At 70.2% G+C, this 11,829-nt stretch carries 12 protein-coding genes and 1 pseudogene; 5 read left to right on the top strand and 8 right to left on the bottom strand.

Going from position 1 to position 11,829, the window contains the following annotated elements:
* Positions 1-2: 2 nt before the first annotated feature.
* The gene (locus ACFYXM_RS10335) at positions 3-806 is read right to left on the bottom strand and encodes an ABC transporter permease (RefSeq protein ID WP_389288542.1); all 804 of its coding nucleotides are present in this window, start codon (positions 804-806) and stop codon (positions 3-5) included.
* A gap of 266 nt (positions 807-1,072) precedes the next feature.
* Here ACFYXM_RS10335 and ACFYXM_RS10340 point away from each other — a divergent pair, with 266 nt between their 5' ends.
* From ACFYXM_RS10340 to ACFYXM_RS10360, 5 genes and pseudogenes are all read left to right on the top strand, one after another.
* Positions 1,073-1,384, top strand: coding sequence for a hypothetical protein (locus tag ACFYXM_RS10340; RefSeq protein WP_389288543.1), 312 nt, complete (start codon positions 1,073-1,075; stop codon positions 1,382-1,384).
* Positions 1,385-1,510: 126 nt separating this feature from the next.
* The gene (locus ACFYXM_RS10345) at positions 1,511-1,744 is read left to right on the top strand and encodes a hypothetical protein (protein ID WP_351522881.1); all 234 of its coding nucleotides are present in this window, start codon (positions 1,511-1,513) and stop codon (positions 1,742-1,744) included.
* 597 nt (positions 1,745-2,341) lie between these two features.
* Positions 2,342-3,319, top strand: coding sequence for a terpene synthase family protein (locus ACFYXM_RS10350; RefSeq protein WP_389288560.1), 978 nt, complete (start codon positions 2,342-2,344; stop codon positions 3,317-3,319).
* A gap of 276 nt (positions 3,320-3,595) precedes the next feature.
* Positions 3,596-4,024, top strand: a complete 429-nt coding sequence (locus ACFYXM_RS10355; RefSeq protein ID WP_389288544.1) for an AMP-binding protein — start codon at positions 3,596-3,598, stop codon at positions 4,022-4,024.
* 85 nt (positions 4,025-4,109) lie between these two features.
* Positions 4,110-4,643 (top strand): annotated as a pseudogene (locus ACFYXM_RS10360) (carboxylesterase/lipase family protein); the annotation flags it as partial.
* 156 nt (positions 4,644-4,799) lie between these two features.
* On the opposite strand, the gene ACFYXM_RS10365 reads toward ACFYXM_RS10360, so the two are convergent.
* The 7 genes from ACFYXM_RS10365 to ACFYXM_RS10395 form a co-directional block, all read right to left on the bottom strand.
* Entirely contained in the window at positions 4,800-5,015 is a 216-nt protein-coding gene (locus ACFYXM_RS10365) for an EF-hand domain-containing protein (RefSeq protein ID WP_073784587.1), read from the bottom strand.
* Between the two features lie 186 nt (positions 5,016-5,201).
* Positions 5,202-5,849, bottom strand: a complete 648-nt coding sequence (locus tag ACFYXM_RS10370; RefSeq protein ID WP_389288561.1) for an ADP-ribosyltransferase — start codon at positions 5,847-5,849, stop codon at positions 5,202-5,204.
* Between the two features lie 231 nt (positions 5,850-6,080).
* Positions 6,081-7,274: a beta-propeller fold lactonase family protein gene (locus ACFYXM_RS10375; protein WP_389288545.1), complete on the bottom strand. Its 1,194-nt coding sequence runs from the start codon at positions 7,272-7,274 to the stop codon at positions 6,081-6,083.
* Positions 7,274-8,092, bottom strand: coding sequence for a polysaccharide deacetylase family protein (locus ACFYXM_RS10380; protein ID WP_389288546.1), 819 nt, complete (start codon positions 8,090-8,092; stop codon positions 7,274-7,276). Before ACFYXM_RS10380 ends, ACFYXM_RS10375 begins: the two co-directional genes overlap by 1 nt.
* A gap of 400 nt (positions 8,093-8,492) precedes the next feature.
* On the bottom strand, positions 8,493-9,008 hold the full coding sequence (locus ACFYXM_RS10385; protein ID WP_389288562.1) for an ATP-binding protein: 516 nt from the start codon (positions 9,006-9,008) through the stop codon (positions 8,493-8,495).
* Positions 9,009-9,263: 255 nt separating this feature from the next.
* A complete protein-coding gene (locus tag ACFYXM_RS10390) occupies positions 9,264-10,031 on the bottom strand; it encodes an enoyl-CoA hydratase/isomerase family protein (RefSeq protein ID WP_389288547.1) in 768 nt (255 codons plus the stop codon).
* Between the two features lie 248 nt (positions 10,032-10,279).
* Positions 10,280-11,530: an Ig-like domain-containing protein gene (locus tag ACFYXM_RS10395; protein ID WP_389288548.1), complete on the bottom strand. Its 1,251-nt coding sequence runs from the start codon at positions 11,528-11,530 to the stop codon at positions 10,280-10,282.
* Positions 11,531-11,829 lie beyond the last annotated feature (299 nt).

The raw sequence follows: 11,829 nt of genomic DNA on the forward strand, positions 1-11,829 counted from the left end.
GGTCAGATCTCCTTACGGCGCATGTGCATGCTGCCGACGACCAGCAGGACCGCGGTCAGCGCGGCTGCGAGGCCCACGGCGAGCGGGATGGCCGACATCTGGGTCACCGGACTGTCCTTGGGCAGCGGCACCCCGTTGGGTCCGATTCCGGCGAGCGGAAGGACCACTCTCATCGGCCAGGTGAACGGGACGGCGTACCAGAAGACCTTGTCCGAGACCAGGGCCCCGCACAGCAGGCCCGCGACGCCAACTCCGATGCTGGGACCCATGCCCCACACCACCGCGACCAGCACCGCAAGCGCTGTCATCGACAAACCCACCAGCCAGGGCAAATACACCGCGGCGACCACCGTCCCCATCCCTCCGGGAAAGCGGCCGCTGGCCATCGCACCGAGGGAGAGCATCAGGAGCAGCACGGTGGAGGAGACGAATCCCAGAACGCCGAGGGCGGCGACCTTGCCGATGAAGTAGCGCCCGCGCGGCACGCCGTAGGAGAGCAGCAGCCGCCAGGCGTCCTGGTCGGCACGGACCGTGAGCGCCGCGGCCAGCCCGGCGGTCATGGGTACCAGCACGCCCCAGAACTCCAGGGTCACGTTCCGGAACACCTCGAAGGTCTGGCCCGCCTTCGCCTCGGAGGAGCCGAGGGCACCGAGAAAGAGCGGGATCGTGATGACGACGGGGGCGAGGAGGTGGTACCAGGGAACGAACCCTCTTTTGTTGCGGGCGAGTTCCGTACTCACCACCGTCGCCAGCGAGGGGTTGTCGCGGCGCCCCGCGAGGGGTGGGGCCGCCATGTCGTACGCCATGTGCACTCCTACCTGGCCACTGTCCGGTTGCATCGGGTACGTAGCCGCGGCCCGCGCCGAGGTTCACGGCCGGGGACGGCGTTGACCCGTTCGGCAGCCGCCGGACAGGTGGCGGACGACTGCCGAACGCCTGCCAATCGCGTGGCCGACGAGGGTGTCCCGCCGCGCCCGAATGGGAGTGTCGTGAGCGCCGCCGGGCTGTGCGCGCACCGGAAGAGGGGCCCGTCCGCCCGGCACGGTCACATCACCGTCAGGGAGGAACACCGATGAACACACTCCGCCGCACGCTCGCCGTCGGGGCCATGGCCCTCATGTTCGCGGGGTTCGCGATCCCCGCCGCCTCCGCCGCCCCGGGCACCGCCGGGCCGGCCGTGACGCGCGAGATCTCCGTCATGAAGACCTGGCATGCCACGGTGCAGTGCCAGATCGTCCGTATCAGTGACAACCACGTCATCGGGTACGACAGGGCCGACGGCACCGGCAACACCGAGCAGGCTGCCATCAACGACGCGGCACGCAACATCCCCGTCCCGGCGGGTCACTACAAGCGCCACTGCGACGCCAAGCGCACCTGGTAGCCTCGGGCAAGGGGGCGGAGAACTTCGCCCCCTTTTGCTATTTTCCACCCCCTATCCCCTCTCCTTTTGTCCTTCCTTTTCCAATTCCTTCTGCCTCTTTCTCTCTGTTGATCCGGGACGTGAGCGATGCCTGAGAACCCGAGTGTCTGGGAAGTGCGGCTGGGTATTTACGCCACTCCGCAGCAAGCCGAAGAGATCAAAGAGCGCATCGCCAGGCTGCTCTGCCCCGATCCCGACCACGCCCCGCCGTGCCCGATTCCGTGGTCGGTCTCCCTTCGCCACGAGGAGGGGCTGGAGGAGGACGGCTCGTACGCGGAACTGATCGAGCAGGCCGAGGCTGAGAAGCACCTGCGCCCGTAGCCCGAGCGCGCCGCCCCGGCCCGGGCGCGGTCCCGCCGCACCATCCGCATGCGATGCGGTCTCAGCCGGACGCGTGCCGACGCGACTTGGCCGGACCTGCGCCTCGCCGAGGGGGCCGGTGCCCCGTGAGGGCGCGGTTCGCAACGGCGCGAATTCGTCGAATGTCGCGCGGGCCTGTGCGGTCGGTGGAACCGCGGTGCGCCTGTGTCGCAGGGGATCACAAACCACTCACAGACGTTCAGGCGTCCCCAACCACCAAGCATTTTCGGTCACACATGACTTCCCTCTCCCTCCCGCACGAGGTTGACTGGGGGATCACGCATGGCGATGAAGCCGCCCTGTTCCCGGGGTGTTTGCCATCGTGGGCCCGCGGGCCAGGTTCCGATGCATCGAAACCGGCGGAGGAGAGTGAGCAGGGATGACTGTCTTATTGCGCACGGTGACCCCCTGGCCGAAACTAGGCGCCGAAGGGCGGCCCACCTCTCCCCGCGTACCGGCGCCGACGCACGAATTCGATCAGCTCCGCATTCGTATCGTTCATCCGCATTGTCTCGACGAGGGGCACCAATGAGCCAGATCGCGCTGCCAGCGTTTCACATGCCGTTCGAGAGCACCGGATGCAATCCCGGCATCGAGGAGACCAGGAAAGTCGCCTGGGAGTGGGCCGAGTCCCAAGGGCTCGTGCTTTCCCCGACGGCCCGGAAGAAGATGATCCGGACCAGGCCGGAACTCTGGATCTCCCTCATATTCCCCACTGCTTCGCAACAGCATCTCGATCTCTTCTGCCAATGGCTGTTCTGGGCCTTCCTCGTCGACGACGAGTTCGACGACGGTCCCGCCGGTCGTGATCCCCGGATGTGTGAGGCGGCGATCGACCGGCTGGTGACGGTGCTCGACGGCGGGCCGCCGCGCGGTGCCATGGAGCACGCGCTCATAGATCTGCGGGAACGGACGTACCGGGGCCGCCCGGCGCACTGGCTCCGGCAGTTCCGCCGGGACACGGTCGCCTGGTTGTGGACCTACCACGCCGAGGCCGTGGAGCGGGCCGCGGGACAGGTGCCGACCAGGGAGGATTTCGTGAGGCACCGCCGGGACTCCGTGGCCATGCAGCCGTTCCTGGACCTGCATGAGATCACCGCCGGGATCGACCTTCCGGAGTCGGCCCGTGCGCTTCCCGCGTACATCGCCCTGCGCAACGCCGTGACCGATCATTCCGGGCTCTGCAACGACATCTGTTCCTTCGAGAAGGAGGCGCGGCTCGGCTACGAGCACAATGCCGTGCGGCTCATCCAGCGCGAGCACGGATGCACCCTCCAGGAGGCCGTCGACGAGGCCGGGGCGCAGCTCGGGGGTATCGCGGAGCGTGTCAGGCGCGCCGAGCGGGAGCTGGCCGGGCAGATCGCGGCGGCCGGGATCGAGGGTTCCGCCCGGGTGGCGTTGGAGCGATGCGTGCGGGACTACCGCGGGCTGGTCCGGGGCGACTTCGACTACCACGCCCGCGCGGAGCGCTACACCCGTCCGGATCTGGTGGAGATCGACGACCGGGAGACGCTGTCCCGGTTCTTCGCCGCCTGACCGGCCGGACGGGTCAGGCCAGCGGGTAGAGCCGAGGGGGGCGGGGCCAGCGGGTCAGGCCGGGCGGGTCGAGCCGGGGGCGGGCCGGGCGGATCAGGCCGGAACGGGGCCGCCCGGTCCTCCCGGGGCGGTCTCCGCCGAGCCCGGTTCGTCCTCCGGGCCGCTCAGCGGCAGCGCTCTCAGGGCCGGCGCCCAGCCCAGCCGGGCCTCGCCGGACTCCGCGGAGCGGCCGGCGAGTTCGGCGATCCGGCCGGTCCGGTTGAGGACCGTGTTGCGGTGTGCCGTTCACCCGGCTGCCATCACCGGTCCGGCCCGCCCCGCACGTCCCGTCGGCCCGGTCCACCGTGTCGCTCCGGCCGGCCCGGCCGGTCCTGGACACCCGCAGGTGAGTCGGCTCGCAGCCACCCCGACCGTGTCGCCGTCGTCGACGCGGACACGCGGCTCACCTACCGGGAACTGTGGGCGCGGGCGCTGCGCTGCGCGGGCGCGCTGCGGGCTTCCGAGGTGCGGCCGGGCGACCGGGTGGCGGTGCTGCTGCCGAACACGGCGGATTTCCTGTACGCGTACTACGGGGCGCTGGCCGACGGGGCGACGGCCGTTCCGGTGCACGGGCTGCTGGTTGCCGACGGGGTGGCGTACGTGCTGCGGCACAGCGGTTCGTCGGTGCTGGTCAGCGGTGGTCCGCTGTGGCCGGTCGCCGAGTAGGCGGCGGGTGCCGCGGGAGTGCGGGCCGTGCGCGGCGTACCGGAGGACGGCGAGCCGCTGCCCGCTCCCTGAGCGCGCCCACTCCCGGCTCTGGTTCGTGCCGAGCGGGCCCACGGAGAAGCTGTCGAGGGTCGGGCTCCGGCTGGCCCTGCTGAAGTTCCGCGTTCCAAGGGAGACGGAGCGCGCGTACCACGCCAACCGCCCGGACGCCGCTCCGGGTGAACTGCTCGGGGCGCTCGCCACCGACCTGCTGCTGCGCGTCCCATTGCACCGGGTGGCGGACGCCCATGCGGGCGCGCCGGGGAGCTTCCGCCTCTACGAGTTCGGCCGGCCGTCCCCCGTGCTGGGGCTCGGTACCTGTCACGCGCTGGAGATCGGCTTCGTACTCGACAAGCTCGACAACCTGGACAAGCTGGACACGGGAGTCCTGGCCTGCCCGGACGCACCTCAGGAGCTGGCCGACGCGATGCACACGGCGTGGGTGCGATTCGCCGCCACCGGCGATCCGGGCCGGCCGGTGTGGGACGAGTCCCGACCGGTGATGGGCTTCGGCCCGGGGACTCCCGCGGTGGTGCGCGCCGCGCGCGACGACGAACTGCGCGGCTGGGCGCCGTACCGGCGCAAGAAGGGGTGCACGCGGCCGCCCCCGCGTCGGCGCCGTGCCCCTTCACCGGGGACCGGCACTCCTTCACCGGGGACCGGGCCCCTCACCGGGGCATGCGCACGGAAAGGCCCCCGGCCCGTGAGCATCATCACGGCCCGGGGGCCCGGCGGCTCAGCCCTTGTTCCGCGACGCCCAGAACTCGTCGAAGGTGAGCAGACCGTCACCGTTGGCGTCGTGGTCGTTGATGATGGCCTGGGCCACCGTCTCGGTGACGTGGGGGTCGCCGAGCTGAGCCATCACGCTCTTGTACTCGGCGGCCGATATCAGCCCGTCGCCGTTCAGATCGAACCGCTCGAACGCCTTGCGCGCCGACTCGATGTCCGCCACAGTTCCGTCCTCCGTAATGCCTGACCAGTGCCTGACCAATGCCTGGTCAGTGCGTTCATGACGGGGGTCAGATTAACGGGCGCCACGAAGGACCCTCGCGGCGGCCGGTCGCCACGCGCGGGCCGCCCGCCGCGGGACGTCCACCCACCGCACGGGCCTCGACGGCTCGGACTCGACCTCGACGGCTCAGCTGCGCCACGGCCGGTAGTGCGGGTTGTCCACGCACTCGCTCATGATCTCGGTCTTGTTCTTCGGGTCGATCGGACACGCCCCCACGATGAACGTCCGGTCGACGCCGCCCGGGAAGGCGACCTCCACCTGGTCCGCGTACTTGTGGGTGTCGCCGATCGTCTTGTTCACGTCGACGCCTCCGGGAGCGTCGATGTAGTAGTTGAACGCGGCCTTCCACCGCTTGTACAGGTCGTGGTCGTACGAAGTGGAGACGTACGGCGAGGGCTGGTTGACCAGGACGTACTTCTCCACGTCGTACTGGCCGTACACGATGTCCCGGGCGTGGAAGCCCTCGTCGAAGATCGTCTCCGGGCCCCGCCCGTCCGCCCGGTAGAGCTGGCGGCAGTCGCCGCGCCAGGCGGGCCGCGGGGTGATCCGGCCGACGTCGACGGGGTCCGCGGCGGCGAAGAGGCGGTCGGTGACGACAGGGCAGTCACCGGGCTTGAACGCGGCTGCCGCGGGGGTCGCCGAGGCGGAGGCGACAACGGGGGCGGCCTTGGTGGCGGCAACGGGGGCGGCCTCGGTGGCGGCGGCCGGGACGAGCGCCGCGGCGAGGGAGAGGGCGAGAACGGCGGCCCGTCGCCGAAGAAGAGAAGTGATCATCATGCGGATCACTGTCCCGGCAGAGCGGATACCGGCCGCGCACCATCACCCGATGGTGAGCGGGTCCGGCGGTGAGTTGACGCCCCGCCACCGGGATCAAACGGAATATTCTGCACATTCGAAACATCCGCCCCACCCGAACCGTCCCGGCCTCGCGACCCCGCCCTGCAGCTTCACCGCCTCTCCGCCTTGCCGCCCCCACCGCCTCACCGCCTCGCGGCTCGCGGGCCGTCAGCGGAAGACGCCGGTGTGGCCGAGCGAGTAGCGTCCCGGCTGCGGGTAGACGGCGAGGCCGTGCGGGCCGCTGCCGACCGGGATCCGGGCGAGCTGCTTGCCGCTGTCGGTGTCGATGGCGTAGACCTCGGAGTTGTAACGGCCGCTCAGCCAGAGGACCTTGCCGTCGGCCGAGACCCCGCCCATGTCCGGGCTGCCGCCGTTGGGCAGCCACCACTTCTTGGTCACCTTGCGCTGTGCGAAGTCGAAGACGGAGATCGTGCCCTCGCCCCGGTTGGAGACGTACATCTCCTTGGAGTCGCGGCTGACGTAGAGGCCGTGGGCGCCCTTGCCGGTGGGCAGCAGCTTCGGGGTGGTGAACTTCTCGCCGTCCAGGACCCACACCCCGTTCGCGATCATGTCCGCGATGTAGAACGTGCCGCCGTCGGGCGACAGTTTCACGTCCTGCGGCATGGCCCCGTGCAGCGGGAGTTTCTGCTGGCCGACGACCTCCATCCGCGCCGTGTCGACCTTGAGGAGTTCGCCGGAGAACTCGCAGGAGACGATGAAGTGCCGCCCGTCGGCGGAGTAGTCGGCGTGGTTGACCCCGGCGCAGCTGACCGGGACGGCCTTGACGGTCTTCATGGTGCGGGCGTCACGGAAGACCAGTTCGCGGTCCATGGAGGCCATGACCACGGCGTACTTGCCGTCAGGGGTGTAGTAGAGGTTGTACGGGTCGGAGACGGGCACCGTGGGGCCGACCTTGCCGGTGGCGGGGTCGATGGCGGTCAGGCTGTCGCCGAGGTCGTTGTTGACCCAGAGGGTCTTCATGTCCCAGGAGGGGACGACGTGCTGCGGCTGACGGCCGACCTTGATGGTCCTGATGACCTTGTACGTGGCGGGGTCGATCACGGATACGGTGTCGGAGTTGGTGTTGGGGACGTACACACGGGAGGGGAAGTTCCTGACGACCGGGGAGAGCTTCCCCGGCCGGTCGGCGGCATAGACGTCCCGGGGGTCGAGGACCGGCGGCATGCCGGGCAGTCCGGGCGGGGCGGGCGGTGTGACGCGTCCGGCATCGGTGGGCCGGGCGGCGGCCTCGCTGCCGACGGCTTCGGTGTTCCCCTTCTCGGCGGAGGATCCGCAGCCGGTGAGGACTGCGAGGAGGACGCCCCCGAGCAGGGCCGCGGTGTACTTGGCGTGGGGAAACATCAGGTCAGCAGCTCCGTGGTCGTCACCGCACGCAGTCCGCGGCGGTCGATTTCGGTGAGGAGGAGGGGCAGGGCGGCGACCGTGTCCGCGTAGCCGAAGTGCAGGCTCACCACCGAGCCGTTGCGGATCTCCCCGGCCACCTTGCGGGAGACGGCCGCGGCACCGGGCGAGGTGAAGTCGAGGGAGTCCACGTCGTAGGAGAGGACGTGCGGATAGCCCGCCCGGGCGGCGAGCCGCTGGACGAGCGGGGTGGCGTACCGGGCGCGCGAGGGCCGGAACCAGGAGCCGATGGATCCGGTGAGCCGCCGCAGCCGCTCCGCACAGCCGGTGATCTCCGCGTACGCCTCGGTCTCGCCGAGCGCGCAGACATCGACGTGGTGCCAGGTGTGATTGCCGAGGTCGTGGCCGCCGTCGAGAATGCGGCGGGCCATGCCGGGATGCTCGTCGAGCCAGCTGCCGACGGCGAGGACGGTGATCCGGGCGCGGGCCCGTTCGGCCTCGGCGAGGACGGTCCGGGCGAGGGCCGGATCGCCCTGGCCGTGGAAGGTGAGGGCGACGCGGGGGCGGTCGCGCGGACCGTGGTCGATCTGGGCCGGCCGCCCGGGGAAACGGTGCGGGGCGGGCGCCGGACGCGGGGACGGAGGGCGGCCGCCCTGGGTGGCGGGTTTCCCGGTGCCCGCCCCGGCGGTGGTGGGCCCGGCCGGCGTACCGGGGATGTCACGACGGTCCGCGCAGCCCGCGGCGAGGCCGGCGATCGCGGCCCCCGCTCCCGCGCGCAGGGCACTGCGGCGGTGCACCGGTCCGTCGGAGGCGTTCATGCGCAGAGACGATAGGGGTGGAAGTGGCAAATGGTAACGATTCGGCCATACGAGCGGCGCGAATGAATCACTCACCGAATCCCATAAATATTCATGCTTTTCCAGGCAAGTGACCCATCACACCTACGAATTATTGAAGAAATGACGAGATATGCAGGGAAATGCCCCATTTGCACCTTTGGCGGCGAGGTCGCCCGTCTGCCATAGTCGGTGACACGACCCGAACCGACCCGAGCTCGGGCGTCACGAGCGGCCGTGAACACACCCCCCATGTCACGGCCCCACCACAGCGGTCCCCGAAGCGCCCCACGACGGCAGCCCGGGGGCCGCTGTGTTTCCGGCGCCGGAAACCGGGAGTCCGGGGCGCGGAACGGCCCCGGCCACGACGGCCGGGCGGTGGTCAGCGGTCGGAGGTCCGCATCTCGAACCAGGTGGTCTTGCCCCGGGGCAGCAGATCCACCCCCCACCGGTCGGAGAGCTTGTCGACGAGGAAGAGCCCCCGCCCGCTGACGTCCATCTCACGCACGGGCATCAGGCACGGCAGCCCTCGCGAGGGGTCGCGCACCTCGATCCTGATCCATCCGCGGCGGCGCAGCATCCGCAGGCCGAAGACCCGGGCGCCGGTGTGCCGTACCGCGTTGCCCACGAGCTCCGAGACGAGCAGGACGGCGTACTCGGCGATCTGCGGCGAGAGCGCCCACTGCCGGAGCACCACGTGCGAGGTGAGCCGCCGCGCATGGGCCGCGGACTCCGGGCGGGAGGGCAGTCGCGCCTCCCCCTCCGCCGGATCGCCGAACAACTCCAGTGCTTTGTACGCCTGTTCTTCATCGCCGGTCGTCGTCCAGCGTGCCGCCGTCGCGCCTGCGCGCGGTCGCGGCTGTTCCACACCCTCCAGGCCCGCCATGCACACCATCATGGCCGCACGACGCGCGCCCGGGGGCCGTTCCGGAGGAATCACCACCGCGGAACGCAATAATCCGCGACATTCGCACGACATATGCCATTGGCAGAACGCCGTTCAGAACCGTGGTTCTGACCTGCGAGGACAGCGACTCCGGGCGCACATGCCCGCTCACGCCGATGGCCGGATCCCGAGAGCCCCTCAAGATCCGGCCAATCCGCCCGCACGGATGAACCGGCGTCCGCCCGCGCCCAACGGCCTGGGAAGCAATCAGAGAAAGACGGCCTTGCCCGGCCCCTCCTCCACGAAGCTGCGCATACCGCGTTCCCGGTCCTCGGTGGCGAACAGCCCGGCGAACCAGTTCCGTTCGATCGTGAGCCCGGTGTCGATGTCCGTCTCCAGCCCCGCGTCGATGGATTCCTTGGCGGCGCGCAGCGCGAGGGCCGGTCCCTTCGCGAGGGCGGCGGCCCAGGCACGGGCCTGCTCGTACACCTCGGCGGCGGGCACCACACGGTCCACCAGACCGATCGTCAGGGCCTCCTCCGCCTTCACGTGACGGCCGGTGAAAATCAGGTCCTTGGCCCGGGAGGGGCCGACCAGCCGGGCGAGCCTCTGGGTGCCACCCGCGCCCGGGATCAGCCCGAGCAGGATCTCGGGCTGGCCCAGCTTCGCGTTGTCGGCGGCGATCCTGAAGTCGGCGCACAGCGCCAGTTCGCAGCCGCCGCCGAGCGCGTAGCCGGTGACCGCCGCGACGACCGGCTTGGGGATCCGGGCCACCGCGGTGAACGCGTCCTGGAGCGCCTTGGACCGCACGACCATCGCCGTGTGGTCCATCGCCTGCATCTCCTTGATGTCCGCGCCCGCGGCGAACACCTTCTCACCGCCGTAGAGGACCACGGCGCGCACGTCGTCGCGGCGGGTCGCCTCCTCGGCGAGTTCGCGCAACCGGTCCTGGGTGGCCACGTCCAGGGCGTTCATGGGCGGTCGGTCCAGCCGGATGGTGCCGACGCCGTCGCTTGCTTCGAGGGTTACGGTCATGGGAGGAGGTTAACCGCCGCCGGGGCCTGTTCAGAGTTCGCCCGTGGAGCAACGAGCAGCGTCCGGTGCCGTCGAATCCAAGGCGGAGGAGGGAGTCGACGCGGGGCCTCGGCGACCGGCGACAACGCGGGAGGCGACGGGGCGGACGCCGCGACGCCGCGGGCGGACTCGGAACAGGCCCTGACGACGGGCGGGCCCGGTGCCGTTGGTCACAGCACCGGGCCCGCCCGTGTTCCGTACGACGGGAGTTACGAGGTCCACTCCGACCAGGGCATGTTCCAGCCGTTGAGGCCGTTGTCCGGCTGGATCGTCTTGTCCTGGGAGTTCTTGACGATCACCACGTCGCCGATGAGCGAGTTGTCGAAGAACCAGGCCCCGGAAGTCTTCTTGCTCCAGCCGCCGCGCACGTCCTGGAGACCGACGCAGCCGTGGCTGGTGTTGGTGGTGCCGAAGACGCCGGAGCCGCCCCAGTAGTTGCCGTGGATGAAGGTGCCGGAGGTGGACAGCCGCATGGCGTGCGGGACGTCCTTGATGTCGTACTCGCCGCCGAAGCCGACGGTGTCACCGTTCATCCGGGTCACCTTGAGCTTCTCGCTGATGACCATCTGACCGTTGTACGTGGTGGTCGCCGGGGCGCCCGCCGAGATCGGGATGTCCTTGATCTGCCGGCCGTCGCGGACGACCTTCATCCGGTGCGACTTCGCGTCGACGGTGCTGATCTGGCTGCGGCCGACGGTGAAGGAGATCGTCCTGGTCTGCTTGCCGTAGACGCCCGGACGGCCCTCGACGCCGTCGAGGTCGAGCTTCACGGTCACCTTGGTGCCGGCCGCCCAGTACTTCTCGGGGCGAAAGTCGAGGCGGTCGTTGCCGAACCAGTGGCCCTCGATCGGCACGGACGGCTCGGCCTTCACCTCGATGGCCTTCTCGACCGCCTCCGGGTCGGTGATGCCCCGGGTGAAGTGGATCGAGACGGGCATCCCGACACCGACCGTGGAGCCGTCCTCCGGGGTGTACTGCCCGATGAAGGTGTTCTGCGGGACCAGCGTGGTGAAGCTGGTGTCCTTCGCCGACTCACGCCCCTTCGTGTCCTCGGCCACGGCGTGCACCTTGTACTTGGTCGCGGCGGCCAGATGCCGGTCGGGAGTCCAGCTGGTGCCGTCGGCCGCGATCTTCCCCTCGACCTCGGCGCCCTTGGGGTCGGAGACCTTGACCGTGGTCAGCTTCCCCTGCGAGGCGGAGATCTTCAGCGCCCCGCTCGTGGCGACGGACTCGGCCCCGTCCTTCGGCGCGACGGTCACCACCGCCTGGGACGCGGTGGTGTCCTCGACCTTCGCTCCGTCCTTGCCGTCCCGGCCGGCGCCTCCGGTCTCGTCCCCGCCGCACGCCGTCACCAGCATCAGCAGCGCCCCCAGGGCCAGAGCCAGCGGTCCGGTGGCTCCGCGTCCTCGCCGGTCGCTGCCCGTCCCGGCCGATCTCCCCGATATCGGCTGCCCGTTCAATGTGTTCGTCTCCCCTCGCACGGCCCGGCCCCGCCAAGGCCCTGGGGGCCCAAGGCCCCTCCCCCGCGCGCTGCACATGCGCGCTCAGCGAAAGATAATCACACTGGTTGCGACGAGAAGACCCCTCGGATGTCACCGTTCAGTCCCAACTCGTCCATCCGGATGTCTCCGGGGGGGTGCCCCTATCTGTTTCGTCAACCCTGACGGGTCTGATTCATAGGGGTTCGCGCTGGTTTCCGGGAACGTCCCGCGAAGCGGGATGTTCCCGGCAGATCGGGTGCGGTGAGGGCAGGGTGGTG

This window comes from Streptomyces sp. NPDC002476 (assembly GCF_042889785.1).
Taxonomy (GTDB): Bacteria; Actinomycetota; Actinomycetes; order Streptomycetales; family Streptomycetaceae; genus Streptomyces.

What these genes read in the sequence shown, in the direction of transcription:
- ACFYXM_RS10335 (WP_389288542.1), bottom strand. Translation starts at nt 806, where the DNA reads ATGGCGTACGACATGGCGGCCCCACCCCTCGCGGGGCGCCGCGACAAC.
- ACFYXM_RS10340 (WP_389288543.1), top strand. Translation starts at nt 1,073, where the DNA reads ATGAACACACTCCGCCGCACGCTCGCCGTCGGGGCCATGGCCCTCATG.
- ACFYXM_RS10345 (WP_351522881.1), top strand. Translation starts at nt 1,511, where the DNA reads ATGCCTGAGAACCCGAGTGTCTGGGAAGTGCGGCTGGGTATTTACGCC.
- ACFYXM_RS10350 (WP_389288560.1), top strand. Translation starts at nt 2,342, where the DNA reads ATGCCGTTCGAGAGCACCGGATGCAATCCCGGCATCGAGGAGACCAGG.
- ACFYXM_RS10370 (WP_389288561.1), bottom strand. Translation starts at nt 5,849, where the DNA reads ATGATCACTTCTCTTCTTCGGCGACGGGCCGCCGTTCTCGCCCTCTCC.
- ACFYXM_RS10375 (WP_389288545.1), bottom strand. Translation starts at nt 7,274, where the DNA reads ATGTTTCCCCACGCCAAGTACACCGCGGCCCTGCTCGGGGGCGTCCTC.
- ACFYXM_RS10380 (WP_389288546.1), bottom strand. Translation starts at nt 8,092, where the DNA reads ATGAACGCCTCCGACGGACCGGTGCACCGCCGCAGTGCCCTGCGCGCG.
- ACFYXM_RS10385 (WP_389288562.1), bottom strand. Translation starts at nt 9,008, where the DNA reads ATGATGGTGTGCATGGCGGGCCTGGAGGGTGTGGAACAGCCGCGACCG.
- ACFYXM_RS10390 (WP_389288547.1), bottom strand. Translation starts at nt 10,031, where the DNA reads ATGACCGTAACCCTCGAAGCAAGCGACGGCGTCGGCACCATCCGGCTG.